Origin of the sequence: Micromonospora sp. NPDC051227, from assembly GCF_044455385.1 — a bacterium.
GTDB lineage: Bacteria > Actinomycetota > Actinomycetes > Mycobacteriales > Micromonosporaceae > Micromonospora.
Genome location: NZ_JBITET010000002.1, coordinates 689,773 through 714,484, shown reverse-complemented (window position 1 = coordinate 714,484; position 24,712 = coordinate 689,773). Strand labels below are relative to the sequence as shown.

Below are 24,712 nucleotides of genomic sequence, written 5' to 3'. Positions count from 1 at the left end.
GTGGTAGTCGACGGAGGCGGTATGCGGCTCTACCTGACCGCGCTCAACCCCACCGACGCCGTCCTGGACGGGTTCCTCCCGGCGGCGGCGTCGCTCGGGCTGTCGGCGACCGTCCTGACCGACCGGCCGGGCGAATGGCCGGCCGGCGTGCGGGTGGCGCGGTGCGAGGTCCGCGATTCGGCCGCTGTGGTAGCGGCGGCGGCAGCGACCCGACCGGTGGCGTTACTGTCCAACAGCGACCATCTCCAGGAGGCCACCGCGATCGCCGCCCGAAAGCTCGGCCTGCCCGGCAAGGACCCGGACGCCGCCCGTCTCTGCAAGGACAAGGCCGCGGCCCGCCGGGCGATCGCCGCTGTGGGCCTCGATCTGGTACGCACCGTCACCATCGACCCCGGCGCCACGCCGGAGGTGCCGACCGGGATGTTCCCGGCGGTGGTCAAACCCCGCGAGGGGGTGGCCAGTGAGGACGCGTACCTGGTGGCCGACCACGCCGAGCTGGTCGCCCGGGTGACCGAGATCCGTGGTCGGCGACCGGACGTGGCACTGGTGGTCGAGGAGTACCTCGACGGCGAGCTGCGGACCTTCGAGACCCTCGGCGACGGCACCGAGTTGGCCTCCCTCGGCGGGTGGCGCACCGGCCTCGGTCCGCCACCGACCTTCACCGAGGAGAGCCTCGCCTGGTCGCCCCCGTCGGAGCAGGCCGGCACGCAACTGCGGGCGCGGCTCGACGCGCTCGGGGTCGGCTTCGGCGCCTGCCACACCGAGTACGTCGTCTCCGACGGCCGGGTCCGGCTGATCGAGGTGAATTACCGACTCATCGGCGACCGGATGGACCTGATCCTCGCCGAGCTGCTCGGTGTGCCGCTGTTCGAGTACGTCATCCGGCTGCATCTCGGCGAGCCGCTGACCGCCCTCGGCCTGCCCGACACGGTCGACCGCTACGCCCAGGTCGAGTACGTCTGCGCAGACCGGTCCGGTTGTCTCGTCGCCGCACCGGGCCCCCTCGACACCGTCCACGGCGACGTCCGGCTGGGCTGCCGTCCGCTGCGCGAGGTGGGCCGCACCGCCGAGCACACCGGCACGAACCGCGACTACCTTGCCGTGTTGCACGGGATCGGCCCCGACGAGGGCGCCGTGCGGCAGTCGCTGGCCGCCCTCCGCAGCGACCTCCAGTGGACGATCGTCGAGTGAGCGACGACTGCGAGCGGGAGGTCTTCGCCCGGGTGCTCGACGCTCTGCTGCGCGAGGATCACCTCGGTCTGCTCAGCGCCGGCCGAGCGGACGGACCCGACTGGTGGCAGGTGCCACGCCCCGCTGGCCTGCTGCGGATACCGGTCCGCGCGGACGGGTTCCAGCAGGCCCTGCGCAGTGCCGCGCCGATGGTGCTGCTGGTGAGCCGTGCCGGCGACGTGCGGCGTACGGAGACGCTGGACGGACTGTTGACGCTGCTCGCCCCGCACGACAACGCCGAGGCCCAGGCCGGCTGGCGGGACTTCGGCGTCGAGTGCCGTGCCGACCTACGGGCCCGGCGGCTCGCCGCCAGCAACCGGGCACTGGTGCTCACCGAGGTGGCGGCCGAACGCGCGCTCGCCCCGACCGGCCTGCCGGCGGCGCTCCTGGACGATGTGCTCGCCGCCCACCACGGCCACCCCGTCTACCCCACCGACCGGTGCCGGCACGGTCTGCGCGACGACGAACTGCTCCGGTACGCCCCGGAGCACGCCCCACGTTTCACGCTGCGCTGGTACGCCGCCCCGGCCGACGACGTCCGACTCGCGGGCGAGCTGCCAGCGTGGTGGCCGCGCGCACCGCGACCGGATCAGCTGCTGCTGCCAGCGCATCCGATCACAGTGGCCCGCGACGCGCTCCCGGTGGTCGACCTGCCGGTGACCCCGGTGCGCCCCACCCTCTCCATGCGGACGGTGGCGCTCGACCACGACCCGTACCTGCATCTCAAACTGCCGCTGCCGACCGCGAGTCTCGGCGCGCGCAACCGTCGCACGCTGCAACCGGGCTCGCTCGCCGACGGCGCGGCCGTCGCCGCACTGCTCGACCGGATCGCCGCAGCCGAACCCGGCTTCGCCGGTCGGATCCGGCACACCGACGAGAGCACCTGGGCGCACGTCGACGGCGACGAGCGGCGCGGTTTCCTGCTGCGCCGATTTCCGCGCGACCTGGCCGGCGTCCAGGTGGTGCCGGTCGCGGCCCTCGCCGCCGCCGACCCGGTGGCGGGCACGGTCCTCGAACGGATCAGCCCGCAGCGGCCTGTCGCGCTGCTGGAGTCCTACCTGGACCTGCTGCTCGACTGGCACGTCTTCCTCTGGCTACGCCACGGGATCGCACTGGAGGCGCATCCCCAGAACATCCACCTGCTGGCGCACCCGGACGGCACGGTCGGCCTGCTCTACAAGGACAACGACGGCGCCCGGCTCGACAGGCGACACGACGGCCCGAGCGGGCTCGCCCTGCACGACGACCGGATGTGGGCGCGCGACCCGCACGAGCTGGCCGACGTGTTCATCACCATCACCCTGCACCTGGCCGCGGCCGCGCCCCTGATCGCCCTGGCAGCCCGGGGGCTGCCCGTGCCGACACCCGCCGAGGCGCTGGTGCCCCGGCTCGACGCCGCCCGCGACCGGTGGAGCGACGGACCGGCGGCGCTGACCTTCACCGAACGGGTCCTGCACGCCACCCAGCTGCCCATCAAGGCGATGCTCACCGCCGGCACCCTGCTGCCCAAACAGCGGTTGGGCTGCGCCGACATCAACAAGTACTACCTGCGTACCGGCCCGAACTACCTGCGGGAGACACGATGACGAGCGCGCAGTTGCGCTCCCGGCCGGCCACCGACACCGGTCAGCGCGCCGACCTGGCCGCCGCCCACGCCGTCTTCGGCTGCCTGCTGCGCGAGCTGGCCGCGTCGGACGGCACCCCGACCGTGGTCGACGGCGTCGTCCGGCTGCTGCTGCGGCACCTCGACGTCACAGTGCGCTGCGAGGTCGCGCGAACCTCGCCGCTCGGCGCGCACCGCTACACCGGCCCGGTCCAACGCAGGACCGGCGGCGGACAGTGGGAAGACCTGGACGCGGACGGGTTGGCCGCCCTGGTCGCGGCGGAGCTCACCACCCGTACCGGCCTGGTCAACGACGAGTTCGTCGAGCAGGTCCGGGCCAGCCGGGACACCGTGGCCCGGCTGCTGGCCGACCGACCGGCCGACGACCCGACCCCCACCGGTGAACCCGCCATCGACGCGTACGTCGACTCCGAGCAGTCGCTGGTCTTCGGCCACCCGCACCACCCCACCCCGAAGTGGCGCAGCGGTGACCCGGACAGCTGGCGGGCGTACGCGCCCGAGCTGCGCACCGCGTTCCGGCTGCACTGGCTGGCCGTACCGGACGATCTGATCGCCGACGCCGGGCCGTTCGATCCGCTGGTGGCCGCGCTCGACCCGCCACGGCCCCCGCGCGGGCACCGCGTCCTGCCGGTGCACCCCTGGCAGCTGTCGCTGATCCCGCCCACCCACCCGGGGCTGCGCGACCTGGGTGCGGCCGGTGTGCCGGTACGACCCACGGCGAGCGTCCGCACCCTCTACGCCCCTGAGGCCGACCTGTTCGTGAAGACCAGCCTGCACGTGCGGATCACCAACTGCCTGCGCAAGAACGCCCGCTACGAGCTCACCGGCGCGGTGGCGCTGACCGACCTGCTGGCCCGGGTGCCGCTGCCGGACGGGGTGGGGCTGCTCGCCGAGCCCGCCTACCGCACGGTTGACGTCCCCGGCCCGGACGAGGCGTACGGAACGATCCTGCGCGGCGGTCTGCGCCCGCACCTGCGTCAGGGCGACACCCCGGTGCTGGCGGCGGCGCTGGCCGCAACGCCGCTGGTGACACCGGATCCGGTGGCCTGGTGGCGCGCGTACGTCGGTCTGCTGGTGCCGGCCGTGCTGCGCAGCTGGCTCAGCCACGGCGTCGTGCACGAGGCGCACCTGCAGAACGTGGTCGTCGTGCTCGACCGGGAACGCCACCCGGTACGCATGCTGCTGCGCGACCTGGAGGGAGTGAAGCTGGACGCCGAGCGGTGGGGCGCCTGGCCGGACGGCGTCCCGGCGCAGGTCCGCTACGGTCCCCGGGCCGCCCACCGTCGGATCGTCTACTGCCTGTTCGTCAACCACCTCGGTGGGATCAGCGGGGCCCTCGCCGACGCGCGGCCGGGAATCGAACGGCGGCTGTGGCAGGAGTTGCGCGCCGTCGTCGAGGCGGTGGCCGCCGACCTCGGTGAGCCAGCGGAGCTGCGCGCGCTGCTGACCGGGGAGCCGCTGGTGGCCAAGGCGAACCTGCTGGTCCGGTGGCGGCGTGACGCCGACCGGGCCGCACCGTTCGTGCCGGTGCCGAACCCGATGGGTGGGCCACGATGACCCGACCGGTCTACGTCCACGACCTCGACGCGCTGGCCGGGCAGGCCCGGGCCATCCGGGCGGCGCTGCCCCGGCCGGTCGAGCTGCTCTACGCGGTCAAGGCCAACCCGGATGCCGGTGTGCTGCGAACCCTCGCCCCGATCGTCGACGGGTTCGAGGCCGCCAGCCGGGGCGAGCTGCGCAGGCTGGCCGAGGTGCTGCCGGGACGGGCGCCGGCCGCGTACGCCGGGCCGGGCAAGACCGACGCTGACCTCGCCGCCGCTCTCGCCGCCGGGGTGCACCGCGTCCACGTCGAGTCACCCAGCGAGCTGGCGCGACTCGGTGCGCTGGCCACCGCGGCGGGCCGGACGGCCCAGGTGCTGCTGCGGGTGAACCTGCCGGTCGACGCGCCGGGCGCGAGCCTGGTCATGGGCGGTGGACCCAGCCCGTTCGGCATGGACCCGGCCGACGCGGTCGCGTGCGCCCGCCGGCCGCCCGCCGGCATCGACGTACGCGGAATCCACGCCCACCTGGCCAGCGGGTTGGACGCACCGCTTGCCGCGACGGTCGCCGCCGCCGTTGTCGGCTGGGCTGCGGCCGAGGTCGACGCGGCTGAGGTCGACGTCGGCGGCGGCATGACGGTCGACTACACCAACCCGGACGCGCGGTTCGACTGGGAGGGCTACGGCCACGCCCTGGAGGACGTCCTCGACAGGCACCCGGGCGTGCGGCTGCGCGTGGAGCCGGGCCGGTCGGTCACCGCCTACTGCGGGGCGTACCTCACCGAGGTCGTCGACGTGAAGCGCTCCTACGGCGAGTGGTTCGTGGTGGTGGCCGGTGGGACGCACCACCTGCGGACCCCCGCGGCGAAGGGGCACGCGCAGCCGTTCACGGTGCACCCGCGACAGGGTGCCGGCGGCCCCCGCACCGATGGCGGGCCGGTCACAGTGGTCGGGCAGCTCTGCACCCCGAAGGACGTGCTGTCCCGGTCGGCCACCGCGGGGCCGATCGGCGTGGGTGACGTGCTGGCCTTCGCCATGGCCGGGGCGTACGCCTGGAACATCAGCCACCGTGACTTCCTGCTGCACGAGCCCCCGCACTTTCGCACCGGTGACCTGCACGAAGTGGCCGCCGAGTGGGCAGCCCGACCGCTCGCGACGTGAGCCCGAGAGGCTCGATCGGCTCGGCATGTTATCGATAACATGCTATCTTTCCCCCGGGAGTGAAGGGCACGCTCCCGGTCACCCGAGCCAGCCGGCGAAGACGCGCCGAGGGGCCCGCCCCTCCCGCCACCTTGCCGGTCGGTGACCAGTCCGGGCCCCAGTCGATGCCAGGCGACCATGGTTGGTCGTCGAACGGCAAGGAGCCCCAGCAATGCTGAGACGTAGGTTCTTCCTCCCATCCATCGCGGCCGCGGCGCTTCTCCTCGCGGCCACCACCGGCGGCGCGTTGAGCGGCGGCTTCGGTGCGACGGCGGTGGCCGCCACCAACGGCACCCTCGCGGCGACCGCCGGCTGCGGCAAGGCCCCCACGCTCGCCAGCGGGACGCGCACGATTCAGAGCAGCGGCCAGAGCCGTACGTACAACCTGCGGATCCCGGACGGGTACGACCGGAACCGCCCCTACCGGCTGATTTTCGGCTTCCACTGGTTGAACGGCTCGGCCAACAACGTCACCTCGGCCGGTTACTACGGGCTCCAGCCGCTGTCGAACAACAGCACGATCTTCGTTGCTCCGCAGGGCCTCAACGCCGGCTGGGCCAACACCAACGGTCGGGACCTGACCCTCTTCGACGACATCTCCCGGCAGATCGAGAACGACCTGTGCGTGGACACCACGCAGCGCTTCGCCCTGGGCTGGAGCTACGGCGGTGCGATGAGCTACGCGGTGGCCTGTGCCCGGCCCACGGTCATCCGCGCGGTCACCGTCATATCCGGTGCGAACCTCAGCGGATGCAACGGGGGCACCCAGCCGGTCGCCTACTTCGGCATCCACGGCATCTACGACAGCGTGCTGAACATCTCCCAGGGTCGGCAACTGCGCGACACGTTCGTGCGAAACAACGGCTGCACCGCGCAGAGTCCGCGTGAGCCGAGCCGGGGCAGTCTCACCCACATCACCACCGCCTACTCGGGTTGCCGGGCCGGCTACCCGGTCCAGTGGGCGGCGTTCGACGGGGACCACACCCCCAGTCCGGTGGACGGGTCGGGCAGCCCCAACGACTCGCGGACCTGGACCTCGGCTGAGATCTGGAGGTTCTTCAGCCAGTTCGAGTCGACCACGCCTCCGACGACCCCGCCTCCGACGACCCCGCCGCCCACCGATCCGCCGCCGACCACCCCGCCGCCGACCGGGGAGCCCGGCACCTGCGCTGCGACCTACCGGACGATCAACACCTGGCCGGGCGGCTTCCAGGCTGAGGTGACAGTGGCCAACAACTCCACCGCGCCTCTGAACGGCTGGACGGTGGGCCTGACGCTGGCCAGTGGTCAGGCCATCAGCAGTCTCTGGAGCGGCACCAACACGGGCACCACCGGCAGCGTCACCGTCAGGAACGCCGCCTACAACGGCACGGTCGGCCCGAACGCCTCGACCAACTTTGGTTTCACCGCCACGGGCAACGGTGCCACCGCACCCAGCAACGTCACCTGCACCAGCCCCTGACCGGGGGCGGAATGAGGGCCCGGAGCCAACTGGCTCCGGGCCCGCGGGTGACATCCACCGGCGGCGGTTTGCCGCCGGCGCCACCGGCTGCACCCTGCGCTCAGGCTTCGCTCTCCAGCAGATCGCGAAGGGTGTCGAGGGCGGCGATCTCCTCCTCGAACGTCTTGCCGACGACCGGGCCGAGGAAGCGCGACAGCCCGCTCGGCTGCCACGCCAGCTTCAGCGTGAGCCGGGTCCCGCCGCCGTCGGCCGGGGTGAGCGTGTATTCGCCCTGGGTGCGTACCACGCTGCCGGTTGCCTGGAACGCCAGACGTCGACCCGGCTCGAACCCGGTCACCTCGTAATCGGCCGGGATGCGGCTCCCACCGGGGCCCTTGAGTCCCTGTCTGTAGCGAGCGCCGACCCCCTCGCCGGAGACGCGCGCGACGTCGAGCACGTTGGGACGCCAGCGCGCGTCGTTCTCGCCACGGGCGAGAAAGGCGAAGACGACGTCAGGAGTCCGTCCGATCTGCACAGTCTTCTCTGCCGAGGGCACAAGAAACCTTTCTCAGGGGTCAGGGAACGATCTTCATCTGTGCCATCATCCCACTCGCGGAATGGTCAATCATGTGGCAATGGTAGACATATCGGCCAAGATACGGCCCGAATGTCGCCTGGAGTCGGACCGTCTCGCCCGGTCCCACCGCGATGGTGTCCTTCATCCCGGCCTCGCCCGGCGCTGGCGGCTGACCGTTGCGGGCCAGCACCCGGAACTGGACCAGGTGGGGGTGGAAGTTGTGCGGGATGCCGAAGAGCGTGTCGCCGTTCGTCACCGTCCACACCTCGGTCGTGTTGCGTTTGATCTCGGTGTCGACCCGTTCGGCGTCGAACTGCTGCCCGTTGATGAGGAACTGGCCGGTCGACGGGTTGAAGTTGAGCGTGAACGCCCGCTCCTTCGTGGCCGCCGGCAGCGCGGGAATGGTGCTCAGCCGGTCGGGCACCCGACTGGTGTCGGCGGCGGCTCGGTTGACGTCGAAGCGCAGCACCGGCCCGGCCACGGCGTCGTCGAGGAAGACCTGGCTGCCGACCGGGAACGCGCCGAAGTCGACGACGATCTCGATCCGCTCACCGGGCGTCAGGCTCCACGAGCGGATCGGCGTCGGCTTGGCCAGCAGCCCGCCGTCACTCGCGATCTGGGCGACCTCGGCGTCGTTGCCGAGCCGCAGGGTGAACGTGCGGAGGTTAGACGCGTTGACGAAGCGCAGCCGGTACTTGCGGGCGGCCACCGGGAAGTAGGGCTGCGGCTTGCCGTTGACGAGGATCGTGTTGCGGAACTGGAAGTCGTCGTGTTCGAAGATCAGGCTCGCGTCGTCGGCGAACCGCGCGTCGCGCAACATGATCGGGATGTCATAGCTGCCGGACGGCAACCGGAGTTCGGCCTGGGCCGGGTCGTCGATCAGGAAGAAGCCGGCGAGCCCGCGGAACACGTGCTCGGCCTCCATGTGATGGGCATGGTCGTGGTACCAGAGCGTGGCCGCCCGCTGCTTGTTGGGATAGCTGTAGATCCGGCTCTTTCCCGGGTCCAGCACGTCGGTCGGGAACCCGTCGCTGCTCGACGGCGTGTGGCCTCCATGCACGTGCACAGCGGTCGGCATGTCGAGGTGGTTGCTGTGGGCGATGACCGCGAGCCGGCCCGTCTTGACCCGGAACGTCGGGCCGGGAAACAGCCCGTCATAGGTCAACACTTCGGTACGCGTCCCGGGCAGGATCTCCACTTGAGCCTTACGGGTGGAAACGACGTAGAAGTCGGTGTTGGCTACCGAGGCGATCGGCTGCTGTACGGGAGGTATCGGCATCCGGACAGCGAACGGGGCGGTGGCGGCCGCGACGTGTGCCGTCTTCCCGTGGCCGGTGTGGGTGCCGTGGGCCGGCGTCGCGGACGGGGTGGAACCGCGTGCCGCTGCCGCCGCGGTGGTCGTGACCAGCGCGGCTGCTCCCGCGGTGGCACCGGCCTTCATGACGTTGCGTCTGCTCACCATTGGTCGCTCCACTCCTGGTGGTCGAGGTCTCGGGTGAACTGTCAGGGAGGTCCCTCGACGCGCCGTCGAAAACTGGTCGCGGCCAAATGTGGATTTCACCTTAAGTTTTGGAGTGACTACCAAAAGCTAAGCTTCGATTCTTCCAACGACGAGCGGTGAGACCGTAGACTCGTGCGAGTAGTCGGCCGTGACAACTCATAGAAGGCCGATCCGATCTGAGTGCTTTGTCGCCCACGACGGGGGGAGTCGGCGACACGGCGGGCAGCGGCGCTGGGGAGAGCCGTTCGTGCCCGCACCTGGGGAGCAATAGGGCACACACCGGGGGATCCGCAATGGTTGTTGGAAACAATGCGCTGCGGAGGACCGCTGCCGAGGTTCTCGAACGCAGGCATCAACCGATTCTTGCCGCCTATCGTCAGCGTCTTGCCGCTGCGACTGACGACTTCGAAGGGGCCGCTGACCTGATCGACAGCTACACCGCGCAGGCCGATGTCCTGCTCCGGGAGACGATGGCCGAGATTCGTCGTGAGGCGACCGACCCGCTGTCGGCACCGCCGCCGGCGGTGTCCAAGGAGGACGTCGAGCTTCACCCACGCGAGTGCTTTCGCGCGGTCGTCGCGCTGGCCGACATCGTGTTGGTCGATGCGCTGGAGCAGTTGGTCGGCCAGCCCGACCAGGGCGCGATCCTGGCGTTGGTCGCCGACGCGCTCACCCGTACGACACTGACCCGGCTGGTCGACGCGAGTTCGCGCTATGCCGCCGGCCTGATGAACGAGGTCCACCAGGCGCAGATCGCCGAGCGTTCGTTGATCGCGCGCGAGCTGCACGACCGGCTGGGCCACAGCCTCAGCGCGGCGTACCGCAACCTGGAGGCCCACGAGCTCGCCCAGGAACGACGCCACGACGACGTGGACCGCCGGGTGGTCATCGCCCGGGAGTCGCTCCACGACGCGGTCGGCTATCTGCGTGTGCTCATCGCCGACCTTCGGCTCTCTCAGCCGCTCGGGTCACTCGACGAGGCGCTGGCCAACTTCCTGTCGACTGTCGAGACGGGCGAGACACGTCTGCACACCGAGATCAACGGCGACGAGTCGTGGGTGCCACCCGAGGTGCTCGACGAGGTGTTCCTGGTCGTCCGCGAAGCGCTGCGCAACGCGGTGGCCCACGCCGGCGCTCGGGTGATCCATGCGGTCATCGACATCACCCCGCACGAGCTGCGGGCCACCGTCGCCGACGACGGGGTGGGCTTCGACCTCGCGACGGTGCGCGACGGCTCCGGCCTGCGCGCGATGGCTGAGCGCGCGGCCGTCGTCGGCGGTCGCCTCGCGGTGCGCGCAGCGGGCCACCAGGGCGCTTCGGTCGAGCTCGTCGTGCCGCTGCTCGCCGTCGGGGCGGGGGCCGGCCGGTGACCGTCACGATGATCGAGCCGACCCGCATCGTGCTGGTCGACGACCACGTCGTGGTGCGCGACGGCCTCCGGGAGATCCTCGACGCCCAGCGCGACCTCGTGGTCGTCGGTGAGGCCGGCGACAGCGGCGCCGCTATCGACGAGATCCGAATCCGCCAGCCCGACATCGTGCTGCTCGACGTGCAGATCCCCGGCGACGGGGTGACCACGACGGTCCGCCGGATCCGTGACGTCGCGCCGGCGAGCCGGGTCATCATCCTCAGCATGTTCGACGGCCCGACGCTGTTGCGTGAGTTGTTGACCCTTGGCATCTGCGGCTACCTGCTGAAGAACTCGACGCGCCAGGAGTTGGTGGCGGCGATCCGCAGCGCCCGCGCCGATGACGCGCCGGTGATGCTGGCGGTGTCGCGGGAGAGCCTGACCCAGGTGCAGGGGCCGGTGCACAGCACGCTGTCGGACCGTGAGCGCGAGGTCCTGCAGTTGGTCGGTCAGGCGATGAGCAACGCTCAGATCGCCGGTCGACTCTGCCTGTCGGAGGCGACGGTCAAGCGCCACCTGCGCAACATCTTCGCCAAACTCGGTGCGGTGTCCCGGATCGACGCGGTCAACAGGGCCATCGCGGCTTCGCTGATCGTCCTGCCGAGGCTCTGCGTCGACCCTACGTTTCACGGATAGCAGGCCGCTCAAGGATTGCTCTGGGTAACTTGCCCGCAAACGGGCACTCGTGTTGGACTAATGCCGTGAATAGCACTCGCCTGTTCGTACTCGGAGCGCTCGCGCGCGGGGGCCCCATGCATGGGCACCAGATCCGCCGGGCGGCCCAGGTCGACCGTACCGAGCTGTGGAGCGACGTCAAGCCGGGGTCGCTCTACGGCGCGCTGCACCGGATGCAGGTCGAGGGCGTCATTGAGGCGGTCCGGACCGAGCAGGAGGGCAACCGGCCCGCCCGCACGATCTACGCGCTCACCTCGGCCGGCGCGGCGGAGCTGATCGACCACCGCGACGAGGCGTTGCGCGACACCAAGCTCCGTCACGACCCGGTCGACCTGGCCCTGCAGAACGTGATCGACCTCGGAGAGGACGCGCTGCGCGCGATCATCGTGGCGCGCCGGAAGGCCCTCGCCGAGCAGCTCGACTCGTGGCTCGCGCTCCGAGAGTTGGCGGCGCCGCACATCCGTGGTCTGGAGTGGACGACCTTCCGTCATACCGAGCTCCGACTCCGTACCGAGCTCGCCTGGCACGACGAGCTGCTCGACCAGTTGCCCAAGCTGATGGCCAACCAACCGACCTCGATGACGACCTCGTGACGGTGCCGGCCCAGGCCCCGGTGGCATCTCCGGGGCCGGGGCCGGCGGCTTGTCACTGAGCGGGCTCGGGCTGGGTGGTCACGTTCCAATCGGGCTTGCTCGCCTCCGCCCAGGGCTCTTCGGGCCGACGGGGCAGCAGGTAGACGAGAAGGAACGTGAGGATCACGCCGACCAGGACGGCGCCGACGGTCCACTGGACCGCCCGGTTGAAGTTGGTCTCCAGCGCCGACGTGGCCGCGCTGTCGAAGGCCGCGCCGACCGGACCCGGCGCCGAGTCCGCGCAGCCGGACGGCGTGGCCGTCGGATCCGACGCGCGTGACTGGCGGATGAAACAGTCGGCGAAGGTGGTCGTCGCCGCGCTCGCCTCGGCCGGCGGCAGGCCCGCCGCCACGAGCGATGCCTGGAGCTCCGGGCTCGCCTTCTCCGCGGCCGTCCCCGAGTAGGAGCCGAGCGTCCCGAAGAGGACCACGCCGGCCACCGCGACGCCGATCGCCTGGCCGAGACGCTGGGCGGTGCCGAGCACACCGCTCGCCGCGCCCGCGTCCTGCCAGGGCACACCGGCCAGCACGATCTCCACGCTCGGCGCGATCACCAGGCCCGAGCCGAAGCCGGCGAAGAGTAGGGCCGGCAGTAGCTCCAGGCCGGAGCCCCACCAGTGGATCGTGGCGATGATGCCCACCATGCCGACGATCACGATGCCCGCGCCGAGCATCAGGACGCCACGACCGAGCGCTCGGGCGACGTTGTCGGAGATGGCCGCGCCGACCAGTGTGCCGAACGAGAACGGCAGCAGGATCAGGCCCGTCGTCAGGGCGGACTTCTCCAGGCCGATCTGCAGGTGCAGCGAGAGCGCGAAGAGCAGGCCGATGAAGCCCGCGAAGTAGCAGAGGCTGATGCCGACGCCGGCGGAGAACGAGCGGTGCGCAAACAGGCGCATGCTCACCAGCGGGACCTGGGCGCGTCGGGCGCGACGCAACTCCCACACCGCGAAGACGGCCAACGCGGGCAGCGCCGCTGCCATCGAGACGAACGTCCAGGCCGGCCAACCCAGGCGCTGGCCCTCGACCAGAGGGACGGCCAGCAGCAGGACCGCGGCCGAGACGAGCAGCATGCCGATCACGTCGAGACCACCGCGGCGGCCTCGCGACTCGGGCACCAGGATCAGCGCGGCGACGAACGTGGCCAGGCCGATCGGCACGTTGAGCAGGAACACCGGCCGCCAGTCCCAGCCGTTGAGGTCCCACGCGATCAGCAGGCCGCCGAGGAGCGGGCCGCTGGCGGTCGCGATGCCGCCGATCGCGCCGTAGATCCCGTACGCCTTGCCGGTCTCCTTCGCCGGGAACGTGGTCTGGATCAGCGCCAGCACCGGCGGGTTGAGGATGCCGGCCATCATGCCCTGGACCACCTGGAACGCGATCAGCTGGCCGGGTGTGGCCGCGAGCGCCGACGCCGCCGACGCGAGCGTGAACCCCGCGACGCCGATGAGGAACAGCTTGCGGTGGCCGAAGCGGTCGCCGATCCGTCCGGCGGGGATGAGCAACAGGCCGTAGCCGAGAGCGTAACCGGCGATGACCCACTCCATGGCCGTGTACGTCGACCGGAGGTCGCGCTGGATCGGCGCGACCGCCACATTGACGATCGTCGTGGCCAGCAGAATCATGAATGCCCCGGCCAGAATGACGGCCAGGATCAGCCATCGGCGCGGATTGGGTGGGGCGGCGCTGCGTTCGTCGGTCCAGCTCTCCGTCATCGCGTTCCTCCTGAAGTCGGACGGGGGTCGACAGCGGACCCACCCTTCGACTACACGCTTTCGCGTACGATTAGTCAAGTACGGCTATTTGCGTATGACCAGTACGGCACATGAGGAGGGCCCGGGTCAGGAGCTGACCCGGGCCCGGTGACGCAGAGGTGACTACGACCAGTCGGAGGAACCCGAACCCGAACCCCACTCGGACGAACCGGAGCCCCACGCGGACGTCGCCGGCCACGCCAGGTCGAAGGGGAAGTCGTTGGCGCGAAGCTCCAGCGTGCTCTCCAGCACGGCGTCGGTCAGCCGGTCGACGTCGGCGTCGCTGTGAGCGCCGCCAGCGAAGAACATCGGCATGCCGAGCGTGTAGATGCCGCGCTTGCGCAGCAGCAGCGTGAGGATGAACGTCGCCGGGTTGAGCGCCCGCGAGTAGTCCCGGTAGTCGGTGTAGGAGTCTTCCGGAAGGAACTGGAAGCACCCGATGTAGTCGCCGAACCCCACCATGCGCAGCGGGATCCCCTCGGCCGCCCGGAACGCGGCCAGCCGCGCCTGGACCCGGTCGACCTTGGCCCGCAGGTCGGTGTAATAGGCGGGCCCCTTGTCGCGAAGCAGCCGGAGCGTGGCCAGCGACGCCGCCACCGACAGGTAATTTCCGGTGTGGCTGCCCTGCAGGCCGGTCTTCTGGCCGAAGTCGGTCCAGGACTGCCCACTGGTCTGCGAGATGTCGAGGATGTCGGCCCGACCACCGATCGCCGACAGCGGCAGCCCGAGCCCGCTGATCACCTTGCCGTAGGTGACGAGGTCGGTCGGGATGTCGAACTTCTGCGCGGCGCCGCCGAGCCCCGAACGGAAGCCCGTCAGCACCTCGTCGAGGATGAACGGCACCCCGAGCCGCTGGGCGGCCACCGCCACCTCGCGGATCATCGGGATCGTCGTCTCCTCGAACGGGAACGACGAGGCGGCCGGCTCGGCCAGGATGCAGGCCAACTCGCCGGCGTGGCGCTCGATCAACTCGACCGCGAGCGCTGTGTCGTTGGGCAGGATCAGCAGGTCGCGCGGCTCGGCCGGAGTGACGCCGGCGAACGCCGAGACCAGCGGAATGCCGTCCTTGCCGATCTCCGGGAACGGCACCGCGGGATGCCCGTGATACCAGGGCGCGGTGTTGTGGACGGCCAGGTCGTGGGACCCGTGCAGGGTGCCCTCGAACTTGGCGACCATCCGCCGCCCGGTGTGCGCACGGCAGAGCCGGATCGCCGACTGGGTGGCGCCCGTACCCGAGTGTTGGAAGGCGAACTTCTCGTTGTGCGGGAGAATCTCCCGCAGCAGCGTCGCCAGCTCCAGCTCCAACGCGTTGGTGTAGCCGTTGCCGGTGCCCTTGCCGAGGTGCTCGCGGACGAAGTCGACGACCGGCGCAGGGTTGTGCCCGTGCAGCGCCTGAGCGCCGTATCCCATGTGGCAGTCGAGGTAGTCGTTGCCGTCGATGTCGGTCAACGTCGATCCGCTCGCGGTGGCCGCGATGACCGGAAACGGCGGTGCCTGGAACGGCCAGAACACGTGCGCGGCGGCGTCGACCGCCCTCAGTTGCTCGACGTGCGCGGCCGAGGCACCCTGGCGCGCGCCGATCTCGCCGAACAGCTCGTAGACCCACTTCTGCTGCATGAGGTCCTGAATGACCTCGATCGCTCCGCGCTCCTGGTGGCTGGCGCCCATCGTGTCCCCTTCGCATGGCGGCCGTGACAGGCGCAGCCTGCGCGCGCCCACTCGAACCCGGCTGGAGAACCGGTCGATCGACGCGGCTTCGAGCCGGTCTCGAGCGCCGTCGTCGAAGCTCGCCGCCATGACGGAAAATCGGGTCAATCTCTACTCGCTGACCGACACGATCACGCCGTGGGCAGTGCGGGCCGCGGCGACGCTCGGCCTTGCCGACCTGATCGCCGCGGGCACCACCACGCTCGACGAGCTCGCCGCGGCGACGAAGGCCAATCCCGACGCGCTGCACCGGCTGCTGCGCTACCTCTCGGTCCGCGGCGTCTTCAAGGAGACCGAGCCGCGGGTGTACGCCCTGACGGAAGCCGCCGAGTTCCTCAAGACCGACCACCCCGCCGCCCAGCGTCCCTGGCTCGACGTCGACTCGATGGCCGGCCGGATCGAGGGCACGTTCAGCTCGCTGACCCACTCGATCCGCACCGGCGACGCGGCGTACCCCGTGCGTTACGGCATCGAGTTCTGGGACGACCTGGCCACCAACCCCGACCGGGCCACGTCGTTCGGCGCGCTGATGGCCACCCACGCGAGCTACTTCGACCAGGTCGTCCAGGGCTACGACTGGAGCACCGTCAACCACGTCGTCGACGTCGGCGGCGGCACCGGTGCCCTGCTCACCGAGATCCTCAAGGCCCAGCCGCACCTGCGCGGCACCGTGGTCGACCTGCCGGGCGTCGTCGAGCAGGGCCGGGCCCGGTTCGAGGCGGCGGGGATCGCCGACCGCGCCGAGGTTGTCAGCGGGAGCATCTTCGATCCGCTCCCGGCCGGCGCCGATGTCTACATCCTGTCGAACGTTCTGCATGACTGGAACGACAGTGCCGCCGAGAAGATCCTTCAGCGGGCGGCGGACGCGATCGGCACGACCGGAAAGGTGCTGATCGTGCAGATCCTCGTGAAGGACGAGAACGACAACTTCCCCGATGACCCGGCCCGGCTGATGTTCATCACCCAGATGGACCTGCGCCTCCTCTCGCTCATGGCGGGCAAGGCGAGGACCTGGCGCGAGTACGCCGAACTGGGCGAGAAGGCCGGGCTCCAGGTGGCGGGCAGCACGGTGATCCCCACCGGGCAGACCCTGCTCTCGCTCCGCCGCGGCTGAGCCGACGGGCCCCTTGCTGACGGTTTCCGGTTGGGAAGGGGCCCTCGCTAACGGACCGTGCGCGCGTCGTACCGTTGCGGGCATGAACCCGGCCATCCGACGAATCGCGATCGATGCCCTCATCGCTGTCGTCGTCGCGGCCGTGGTGGCGGTGGCGATCCGGGTCGCCGACGAGCCCGGTGCCCGGCCGCCGGATGCACGCGCCTACGCGATCGGCGCGGTGATCGGGCTGCTACTGGTCTTCCGGCGCGGCTGGCCGCTGCTGGTGCTGGTCGGCTCGGTCACCGCGCTGATGATCTACTACGCGCTCGAGTACCCGGGCATCCCGCCCGCCCTCCCGCTGGCCGCCGCCCTCTTCTCCGTGGCGGCCGCCGGCCGGTTCACCTGGGCGCTCGTCGTCGCCGGGTTCTTCGTCGTCCTTGAGCTGATCATGCGGTACACGCTGCTCGGCGAGGGTTTCTTTCCCGCCCTCTCGGCCACCCTCGAAGAGGGCTCGCTGCTCGCGGCCGTGGTGCTGCTCGCCGAGACGATCCGCACCCGCCGGGTCCGGCTGGCCGAGGCACAGCAGCGTCTCGCCGTGATGCGCCAGGAGCGTCAGCACGAGGTCGCTCAGGAGCGACTCCGCATCGCCCGTGAGGTCCACGACGTACTCGGTCACACGATCGCCGCCATCAGTGTGCAGGCGAGCCTCGCCGACGACGTCTTCGACAGCAAGCCGGCCGAGGCGCGGGCCGCGCTGCGGAGCATCCGGGGCGCGGCACGCGACGCCATGCACGAGGTCCGCTCGGCGATCGGCATGCTCCGCGACGCCGGGGAGGTGCCCGATCTGGCCCGAGTCTTCGCGGTCGCCGAACAGGCCGGCGTGAAGGTGCGGTCGGGGATCGCCGGCACCCCGCGCCCGATCCCGCCGGAGGTGGCGCTCTCGGTCTACCGGATCGTGCAGGAGTCGATCACCAACACGGTCAAACACGCCGAAGCGACGACCGTCGACGTCACCATCGCCTACGCGGGTGACGCCGTCACTGTGGAGATCGTCGACGACGGGGTCGGACCCGGGGCGAGCCAGCGGGGGCACGGGGTGGCCGGCATGCGGGAACGGGCCATGGCCGCCGGTGGGTCGCTCGAGGCCGGGCCCCGGCCGCAGGGCGGGGGGTTCCGAGTGGCCGCGCGGCTGCCGGTCGAGGTGGAGGAGACAGCGTGACGATCCGGATGGTGCTGGCGGACGACCAGACACTCGTGCGGGCCGGCTTCCGGGGCCTGCTCGACCACAGCGACGACCTGGAGGTGGTCGGTGAGGCATCCAACGGCGCCCAGGCTGTCGAGATGGTCGCCGCGACCCGGCCGGACATCGTGCTGATGGACGTGCGAATGCCGGTGCTCGACGGCGTGCGGGCCACGGCCGCGATCGTCGAGCGGTTCCCGGCCGTGCGGGTCATCGTCCTGACCACCTTCGAGCTCGACGAGTACGTCTTCGAGGCACTGCGCGCCGGCGCGAGCGGGTTCCTGCTCAAGGACATCGAGCCCGACGAACTGCGCCAGGCGGTGCGGGTGGTGGCCGGCGGCGACATGTTGATCTCGCCGCGGGTGACCAGCCGGCTGGTGAGCGCGTTCGTCAGCAAGGTCGCGCCGACGCCGGTCGACGGCGGCCGGCTGGCAGTGTTGACCGACCGCGAGCGCGAGGTGATGAGCCTGGTGGCCAGCGGGCTGACGAACGAGGAGATCGGGCGCCGGCTGTCGATGAGCCCGGCCACGGCCCGTACCCACGTCCACCGAGCCATGGTCAAGCTCCGCGTCCGCGACCGCGCGCAACTCGTTGTCCTCGCCTACCAGACGGGGCTCGTCGCGCCGGGCAGCTAACTACGGCACTTGTTTCGCAGGCGGTGCCGGCTACGGCGATCGCCGTACGCACCGGCCGTTCCTCAACGGATGCCGCGTGGTGCGCATCCTTCGTATGTTGGCGTCATGTTTGAGGTCGGAGAGAACGCCGATGGGATCCTGGCCGGGGTCCTGTTCCTGATCTGGCTGTCCGCGGCGATCCTCGCCACGCGGCTGGCCTGGCGGCCAACGCCCGAGGCGCTGCGCAAGAGCGCCCGTCGGCTGCTGCGTCTGCTCGTCGCCGCGCTGGTGGTGCTGGTCGTCAAGTGCGTCGCGATCGGGCTGATGCTCGCCGTCGACTGGATCTTTGCCGACAACCGCGTCATCGTGCAGATGCCGCTCCTGCTGCTGCCGATGCTGGCCGTCGCCATCTGGACCGTGCCGGGCCTGCGCGCCCTGGCCGACCGCGACGACGCACCGGTGGACGTCGAGACGCGCTCCGCCGCCGCCGATCCCCGTTTCGTCGTGCCGGTCCAGGTGACGGCCGTGGCGACGGTCATTGGCGTCTACTTCGCGTACGTGTCCCGCCCGGTGCCGTCCTACGTCGACGACATCGCGACCCACGCCGCGCCGATCCTGCTGTCGGTGGTGGTGCTGTGGTTCTGGCAGGGGCGTCGCCTGCGGGTCGTCACCGCGACCGACTTCGCGCGCCGGGGCCGGCGTGCGAGGGCCCTGCGCGCCACCGCGCAGGCCGCCGTCGTGGTGCTGGTCGTCGCCGCCGGCATCACCTATGTGGCCCAGAGCAGCAGGCTGCCCGACCGTATGACCATGACGTCCCACGACAACGTCGACTACGGCGGCGGCCCCTCGATCGGTCACGGCGGTCATGGCGGGACCTCCGTCGACGACCTGCGTGGGCCGCAGACCGGCAAGCCCAACAAGGCCTTCACGCTGACCGCGAAGAACGCAACGATACGGCTCTCGTCGGGCACCGAGATCAAGGCGTTGACGTACAACGGACAGTCGCCCGGGCCGGAGCTGCGGGTCCGCGAGGGTGACCTCGTCGAGGTGACGCTGCACAACGAGATTCCCGACGAGAACGTGACCATCCACTGGCACGGCCTCGACGTCCCAAACGGTGAGGACGGCGTGGCCGGCGCGACGCAGAACGCGGTGGAGCCGGGCGGCAGCTTCACCTACCGGTTCATCGCCGAGCAGGTCGGCACGTTCTGGTACCACACACACCAGAACCCGCTCGAGGCGATCCGGCGGGGTCTGTTTGGCGCGCTGATCGTCGAGCCGCGTGACGGCCCACCCCCCGGCGAGCGGGACTTCGTCGTGCAGGCCCACGAGTGGCGTACGCCGGACGACAACATCGTCTCGTTCGGCACCAGCGACACGCTGCAACGCCAGGAGGTCGCCCCGGGCACGCCGGTGCGACTGCGTCTGATCAACACCGACAACAACCCGTCCACCGACAGTCGCCCGCGGGCTCTGACGATCAACGGCACGCCGGTGCGGGTGGCGGCGATTGACGGGGTCGACGTCAACGGCCCGACCCCGCTGACCGACCCGCGGTTCGGGTTGGCGACCGGTGGACGCTACGACGTGACGTTCACGATGCCGGCGGGCCCGGTGCGCCTGACAGACCTCGCCAACCGCGACGGCGGGCTGGTCCTGGCGCCACCGGGTGACACCTCGACGCCGAAGATCGTCGACGACGGGGACCAGTTCGACCCGCTCTCGTACGGTTCTGGCGGATCCCGGCCCTTCGACGCCGGCTCGTCGTACGACCGCTCGTTCACCCAGCTCCTCGACGACCGGCTGTCGTTCTACAACGGGGGACTCCACCTGGTGCCGATCATCAACGGGCACAGCTTCCCCAACACGCCGACGCTCATGGTTCGGATGGACGACGTGGTCAAGGTGCGGATCGTCAACCGCAGCCACCAGAACCACCCGATGCATCTGCACGGCCATCACGCGTTGGTGCTGTCCCGCAACGGGGTCCGCGCGACCGGGTCACCGTGGTGGATCGACAGCCTCGACGTGATCCCCGGTGAGATCTACGAAATCGGCTTCAAGGCGGACAATCCGGGGCTCTGGATGGACCACTGCCACAACCTCGACCACGCGGCCAACGGCATGGTGATGCACCTCGCCTACGAGGGCGTGACATCCCCCTATGAACTGGGGCGCGGCACCCCCAATCAGCCGGAGTAGGCGAACCTGTCGAGCCTTCCTCCACCGGGCCTCGAGGCAACGACGGCAGCGTCGTTCGCATCCGAACCCCGCATGCTGAGGAGAACCCATGCTCGACGCGATGCGACGAACGTTGTCGCTGGCTGTGCCGCTGGTACTGGTGGCCGGCATTGCCGCGCCCGCCACTGCGGCCACCTCGACCACTGGGCGACTGACCGTCGTCGCCCGCAACCTCGACAACCCTCGCGGTGTCGCCATCGACCGGGCCGGCACCGTCTACGTCGCCGAGGCCGGGCTCGGCGGCGACGACGTGTGCATCCCCGGCACGTTCGGCACCAACCTCTGCTACGGCTCGACCGGTGCGATCACGGCGGTCCGTCACGGCTGGCAGAAGCGAGTCGTGACGGGTCTGCCGTCGCTGCGGAGCACCGGCGCCGGCTTCTCCGTCTACGGCGCCCACGACCTGGCCTTCGACCGGCAGGGCAAGCTGCTGGTGGCAATGGGCTACAGCACCGACCCGGTTTCGCGTGACCTGCTCGGTGCGGCCGGGGCCACGATGGGAACCATCCTCCGGGTCGAGGGGAAGCGCCGCTGGTCGGTCGTCGGCGACCTCTCCGCCTACGAGGGGCAGAACAACCCCGACGGGGTCATTCCGGAGAGCCAGCCGTACGCCGTCGTCGCCGACGGGCGTGACGTCTACGCGCTCGACGCGGCCGCCAACGACGTGCTCAAGATCGACCGCCGTGGCGTGGTCACGGCCGAACACGTCTGGCCGCAGGAGCAGGTTCCTGCGCCGCCGGAGTGGGGCCTGCCGCCCGGCTCGACGACGCCGATCCAGTTCGTGCCGGTCACCATCACCCACGGGCCGGACGGCGCCCTCTACATCGGACAGCTGACCGGGCATCCCTTCCCGAACGGCGGCGCCCGGGTGTGGCGGCTGGTGCCCGGGCAGGAGCCGACGATCTTCGCAACCGGCTTCACCAACATCATCGACATCGCGTTCGACAAGCGGGGTCGACTGGTCGTGCTGGAGATCGCGAAGAACGGGCTCAGCTCCGGGGACTCCACCGGTGCGTTGATCCGGGTGGAGCGCGACGGTAGCCACCGGGAGCTGGCGAGCACCGGCCTGGACTCCCCGATGTCGTTCGCCACCGCCTCCGACGGCAGCTTCTACATCGCCAACAAGGGCCTCGGCATCGGCGAGTTGGTCCGTCTGTCCACACGAGACTGACAGGATCGCGCGGCGATCGTGGCGTTCTTCGTGTCGGGAGGACGCCACGATAGCTGTGGTGTCACACGTCCGCGATACGGTGCCAATCGTGTGCACGCTGGCGACGGGGGATGGGGTCTGGGGGTTAGGTTGACGCGGTCCGACGGCAGGCCTCCCGCCGGCGCCACCACCATCCTCATAGTCGACGACCACGCTCTCGTCCGCGAGGGGCTGCGCTGGGTGCTCGAGGTGCACGCCGACCTCGACGTGGTCGACGAGGCGGGCGACTCGGCCACCGCGGTCGCCAAGGCGGCCTCGGAGCGTCCCGACGTGGTGTTGCTCGACGTCGAGATTCCCGGCGACGACCCGGTGGTCACGGTGCGCCGCATCCGTGAGGTGTCGCCCGACAGTGCAGTCGTCATCCTCAGCATGTATGACAGCCCTGACCTGCTGCGCCGTCTGATCGCCGCCGGGGTGCGCGCCTACCTGCTCAAGAGCGTGGGTCGTGAGGAACTGGTCGCCGCGATCCGCAAGGCGCGCGACGGCACGGGCTCGGTGCTGCTCTCGGTTTCCGGTCAGAGCCTGGTGCAGGTGCAGAACGCGGAGTCCGCCATTCTGTCCCACGTCGAGCTGGAGATCCTCCAACTCGCGGCCGAGGCGATGACCAATGCCCAGATCGCACGGCGACTCGACCTGACCGAGGCCACTGTGAAGAGCCACCTGCGTCGCATCTTCGCGAAGCTCGGCGCGGTCTCCCGCATCGACGCGGTCAACAAGGCGGTGGCAGCGTCACTGGTGACGCTGCCACACGATCGGTTGGTGCCACGCCCGCGCCGCCCGCCGTTCTAGCGGTCGGCGACGTTCCTCAACAGGCGGCCTTGAGGTCGGCGGCGCGGTCCGTGCGTTCCCAGGTCAGATCCGGGAGTTCACGGCCGAAGTGGCCGTAGGCGGCCGTCTGCTGGTAGATCGGACGCAGGAGGTCCAGGTCGCGGATGATCGCCGCCGGGCGCAGGTCGAAGACCTCACCGATCGCCTTCTCGATCCGGTGGAGCGGCACCGTCTCCGTTCCGAACGTCTCCACGAACAGGCTCACCGGGTGGGCCTTGCCGATCGCGTAGGCCACCTGCGCCTCACACCGTTCGGCCAGGCCCGCGGCGACCACGTTCTTCGCCACCCACCGCATCGCGTACGCCGCCGAGCGGTCGACCTTCGACGGGTCCTTCCCCGAGAACGCGCCACCACCGTGCCGGGCGTACCCGCCGTAGGTGTCCACGATGATCTTCCGTCCGGTCAGGCCGGCGTCGCCCATCGGGCCACCGATCTCGAACCGCCCCGTCGGGTTGACAAGCAGTCGGTAACCCTCGGTGTCGAGGTCGAGCGCCTCCAGCTCCGGCGTGATCACGTGGTCCCGGATGTCGGGGGCGAGCAGTTCGTCGAGGGAGATGTGGGCGGCGTGCTGCGTGGAGACCACGACGGTGTCGAGCCGGACCGGGCGTAGGCCGTCGTACTCGACGGTGACCTGGGTCTTGCCGTCCGGCCGCAGGTAGGGCACCGTGCCGTCCTTGCGGACGGCGGCCAGCCGACGGGCCAGCCGATGGGCCAACGCGATCGGCAGCGGCATCAGCTCCGGTGTCTCCGAGCAGGCGAAGCCGAACATCATGCCCTGGTCGCCGGCGCCCTGGGCGTCGAGCCCACCACCGGACGAACCGTCGCGCAGCTCGATCGCCGTGTCGACGCCCTGCGCGATGTCGGGCGACTGGGCACCGATCGAGATGCTGACGCCGCAGGAGGCGCCGTCGAAGCCCTTCTTCGACGAGTCGTACCCGATGCCCAGGACCGTTTCCCGCACGATGCGTGGGATGTCGGCGTAGGCCTGCGTGGTGACCTCGCCCGCGACGTGGACCTGGCCGGTGGTGATCAGGCTTTCGACGGCGACCCGGCTGTGCGGGTCCTGCGCCAGTAACGCGTCGAGGATCCCGTCGCTGATCTGATCGGCGATCTTGTCGGGATGACCTTCGGTGACCGATTCGGAGGTGAAGAGGCGGCGCGACATGTGTGACTCCTAACCCGAGGGGCGTGGGGGCCCGGCGAGTCTTCCCGCCCCTGGTGGAGGTTGTCTGGAGGCAGCATCGAGCGATCAAAGGGGTATCCGCCGTACAACTTTCGACACACATCGATCCTCGGAAGAACCCGCGATGTCGCTACCTGCGGTCGTTCCGACACGCCCCGCTCATCCATAGCTTGGGAACGTCTCGACGAGTGCTATGGGGAATGGGGGGACCACTGTGGTCAGGTACGAGATCCTCGGGTCGCTGGAAGTGATCCACGAGGGCCGGATCTGCACGCCGACGCCGCCGAAGGTGCGGACCGTGTTGGCGCTGCTGGTGATGCGGGCCAATCGTGTCGTTCTGGTCGACTCGATAATCCGGGAGCTGTGGGGTGACGATCCGGCGCGCAGCGCCGTCACCACCGTGCAGACCTACATCTACCACCTGCGCAAGCTCTTCGCGAAAGAGGGCATAGAGACGCCGGACCGGACCGTGCTGGAGAGCCGCGCCCGCGGCTACCTGCTCAGGGTGGAGCCGGGCCAGCTCGACGCCGAGGTGTTCGAGACGATGCTCGACCAGGGCCGCTCGCACATCGAGTCCGACCGGCCCGAGGAGGGCGCCGAGGTGCTGCGGCGGGCGCTGGCCATGTGGACGGGGCCGGTGGGCGCCAACGTGACGTTCGGGCCGGCGTTGGAGGCGCACGCGATCCACCTCCAGGAGCAGTGGATCCGCGCGCTGGAGCTGCGCATCCAGGCCGACATCACGCTCGGCCGCCACCGTGAGCTGATCGGCGAGCTGCGCTATCTCGTGGGCACGTACCCGCTCAACGAGTGGTTCCACCGCCAGCTCATCGTGGCGCTCAGCCGCTCGGGACGCCGTGGCGAGGCGTTGCAGGCTTACCACCACCTGCGCCGGGTGCTCAGTGAGGAGTTGGGCCTGGACCCTTCGCCTGACCTCCAGCGGCTCCAGCGGGAGGTGTTGGCCGCCGGCGGGCCATTGCGCCCGGGGCTTGCCAGGGCCTCGTGACAGGCCCTCGACCG

Annotated in this window: 20 protein-coding genes; 15 read left to right on the top strand and 5 right to left on the bottom strand. The window is 70.5% G+C overall.

Features of this window, described 5'->3' with window-relative positions; all coding sequences use genetic code 11:
* Positions 1–21: 21 nt before the first annotated feature.
* The 5 genes from ACIA47_RS07415 (at position 22) to ACIA47_RS07395 (ending at position 7,054) form a co-directional block, all read left to right on the top strand.
* The gene (locus ACIA47_RS07415) at positions 22–1,191 is read left to right on the top strand and encodes a siderophore biosynthesis protein (protein ID WP_203126285.1); all 1,170 of its coding nucleotides are present in this window, start codon (positions 22–24) and stop codon (positions 1,189–1,191) included.
* Entirely contained in the window at positions 1,188–2,816 is a 1,629-nt protein-coding gene (locus ACIA47_RS07410; RefSeq protein ID WP_396706224.1) for an IucA/IucC family protein, read from the top strand. The genes ACIA47_RS07415 and ACIA47_RS07410 overlap by 4 nt, the downstream gene beginning before the upstream one ends.
* Entirely contained in the window at positions 2,813–4,411 is a 1,599-nt protein-coding gene (locus ACIA47_RS07405) for an IucA/IucC family protein (protein WP_396706222.1), read from the top strand. The genes ACIA47_RS07410 and ACIA47_RS07405 overlap by 4 nt, the downstream gene beginning before the upstream one ends.
* Complete coding sequence (locus ACIA47_RS07400) at positions 4,408–5,553, top strand: alanine racemase (RefSeq protein ID WP_203125538.1); 1,146 nt, start codon at positions 4,408–4,410, stop codon at positions 5,551–5,553. Before ACIA47_RS07405 ends, ACIA47_RS07400 begins: the two co-directional genes overlap by 4 nt.
* Before the next feature lie 211 nt (positions 5,554–5,764).
* Complete coding sequence (locus tag ACIA47_RS07395; RefSeq protein ID WP_203125536.1) at positions 5,765–7,054, top strand: cellulose binding domain-containing protein; 1,290 nt, start codon at positions 5,765–5,767, stop codon at positions 7,052–7,054.
* Positions 7,055–7,154: 100 nt separating this feature from the next.
* Here the strand turns inward: ACIA47_RS07395 and ACIA47_RS07390 are convergent, their stop codons facing one another.
* Both ACIA47_RS07390 and ACIA47_RS07385 read right to left on the bottom strand, forming a co-directional pair.
* Positions 7,155–7,589, bottom strand: coding sequence for an SRPBCC family protein (locus ACIA47_RS07390; protein WP_396706220.1), 435 nt, complete (start codon positions 7,587–7,589; stop codon positions 7,155–7,157).
* A 19-nt stretch (positions 7,590–7,608) separates the two neighbouring features.
* The gene (locus tag ACIA47_RS07385; protein ID WP_396706217.1) at positions 7,609–9,072 is read right to left on the bottom strand and encodes a multicopper oxidase family protein; all 1,464 of its coding nucleotides are present in this window, start codon (positions 9,070–9,072) and stop codon (positions 7,609–7,611) included.
* 332 nt (positions 9,073–9,404) lie between these two features.
* On the opposite strand from ACIA47_RS07385, the gene ACIA47_RS07380 reads away from it, so the two are divergent.
* The 3 genes from ACIA47_RS07380 (at position 9,405) to ACIA47_RS07370 (ending at position 11,787) form a co-directional block, all read left to right on the top strand.
* Positions 9,405–10,481 carry a sensor histidine kinase gene (locus ACIA47_RS07380; protein ID WP_396706215.1) on the top strand — a complete coding sequence of 359 codons (1,077 nt, stop codon included), beginning with the start codon at positions 9,405–9,407 and terminating at the stop codon, positions 10,479–10,481.
* Positions 10,478–11,155 carry a response regulator gene (locus ACIA47_RS07375; RefSeq protein WP_396706213.1) on the top strand — a complete coding sequence of 226 codons (678 nt, stop codon included), beginning with the start codon at positions 10,478–10,480 and terminating at the stop codon, positions 11,153–11,155. The genes ACIA47_RS07380 and ACIA47_RS07375 overlap by 4 nt, the downstream gene beginning before the upstream one ends.
* Positions 11,156–11,220: 65 nt before the next feature.
* Entirely contained in the window at positions 11,221–11,787 is a 567-nt protein-coding gene (locus ACIA47_RS07370; protein WP_112581719.1) for a PadR family transcriptional regulator, read from the top strand.
* 52 nt (positions 11,788–11,839) lie between these two features.
* On the opposite strand, the gene ACIA47_RS07365 is transcribed toward ACIA47_RS07370, so the two are convergent.
* Both ACIA47_RS07365 and ACIA47_RS07360 read right to left on the bottom strand, forming a co-directional pair.
* On the bottom strand, positions 11,840–13,537 hold the full coding sequence (locus tag ACIA47_RS07365; RefSeq protein WP_203125517.1) for an MFS transporter: 1,698 nt from the start codon (positions 13,535–13,537) through the stop codon (positions 11,840–11,842).
* A gap of 162 nt (positions 13,538–13,699) precedes the next feature.
* Positions 13,700–15,244: an aminotransferase class III-fold pyridoxal phosphate-dependent enzyme gene (locus ACIA47_RS07360; protein ID WP_396706210.1), complete on the bottom strand. Its 1,545-nt coding sequence runs from the start codon at positions 15,242–15,244 to the stop codon at positions 13,700–13,702.
* Between the two features lie 127 nt (positions 15,245–15,371).
* Between ACIA47_RS07360 and ACIA47_RS07355 the strand changes: the two genes are divergently transcribed.
* The 6 genes from ACIA47_RS07355 to ACIA47_RS07330 all read left to right on the top strand — a co-directional run bounded on the left by ACIA47_RS07355 (position 15,372) and on the right by ACIA47_RS07330 (position 22,473).
* Positions 15,372–16,397: a methyltransferase gene (locus tag ACIA47_RS07355; RefSeq protein WP_112603705.1), complete on the top strand. Its 1,026-nt coding sequence runs from the start codon at positions 15,372–15,374 to the stop codon at positions 16,395–16,397.
* Positions 16,398–16,479: 82 nt separating this feature from the next.
* On the top strand, positions 16,480–17,598 hold the full coding sequence (locus tag ACIA47_RS07350; protein WP_396706207.1) for a sensor histidine kinase: 1,119 nt from the start codon (positions 16,480–16,482) through the stop codon (positions 17,596–17,598).
* Complete coding sequence (locus tag ACIA47_RS07345; RefSeq protein ID WP_112581714.1) at positions 17,595–18,254, top strand: response regulator transcription factor; 660 nt, start codon at positions 17,595–17,597, stop codon at positions 18,252–18,254. Before ACIA47_RS07350 ends, ACIA47_RS07345 begins: the two co-directional genes overlap by 4 nt.
* Positions 18,255–18,323: 69 nt before the next feature.
* Positions 18,324–20,435 (top strand): multicopper oxidase family protein, encoded by a 2,112-nt coding sequence (locus ACIA47_RS07340; protein WP_396706205.1) that lies wholly within the window; start codon positions 18,324–18,326, stop codon positions 20,433–20,435.
* Positions 20,436–20,523: 88 nt separating this feature from the next.
* Positions 20,524–21,645, top strand: a complete 1,122-nt coding sequence (locus tag ACIA47_RS07335; RefSeq protein WP_396706203.1) for a ScyD/ScyE family protein — start codon at positions 20,524–20,526, stop codon at positions 21,643–21,645.
* A gap of 129 nt (positions 21,646–21,774) precedes the next feature.
* Complete coding sequence (locus ACIA47_RS07330) at positions 21,775–22,473, top strand: response regulator (RefSeq protein WP_396706201.1); 699 nt, start codon at positions 21,775–21,777, stop codon at positions 22,471–22,473.
* Between the two features lie 16 nt (positions 22,474–22,489).
* Here ACIA47_RS07330 and metK read toward each other — a convergent pair whose 3' ends face one another.
* Positions 22,490–23,677, bottom strand: coding sequence for a methionine adenosyltransferase (gene metK, locus ACIA47_RS07325; RefSeq protein WP_396706199.1), 1,188 nt, complete (start codon positions 23,675–23,677; stop codon positions 22,490–22,492).
* 211 nt (positions 23,678–23,888) lie between these two features.
* On the opposite strand from metK, the gene ACIA47_RS07320 reads away from it, so the two are divergent.
* A complete protein-coding gene (locus ACIA47_RS07320; protein ID WP_196920881.1) occupies positions 23,889–24,698 on the top strand; it encodes an AfsR/SARP family transcriptional regulator in 810 nt (269 codons plus the stop codon).
* Positions 24,699–24,712: the final 14 nt, after the last annotated feature.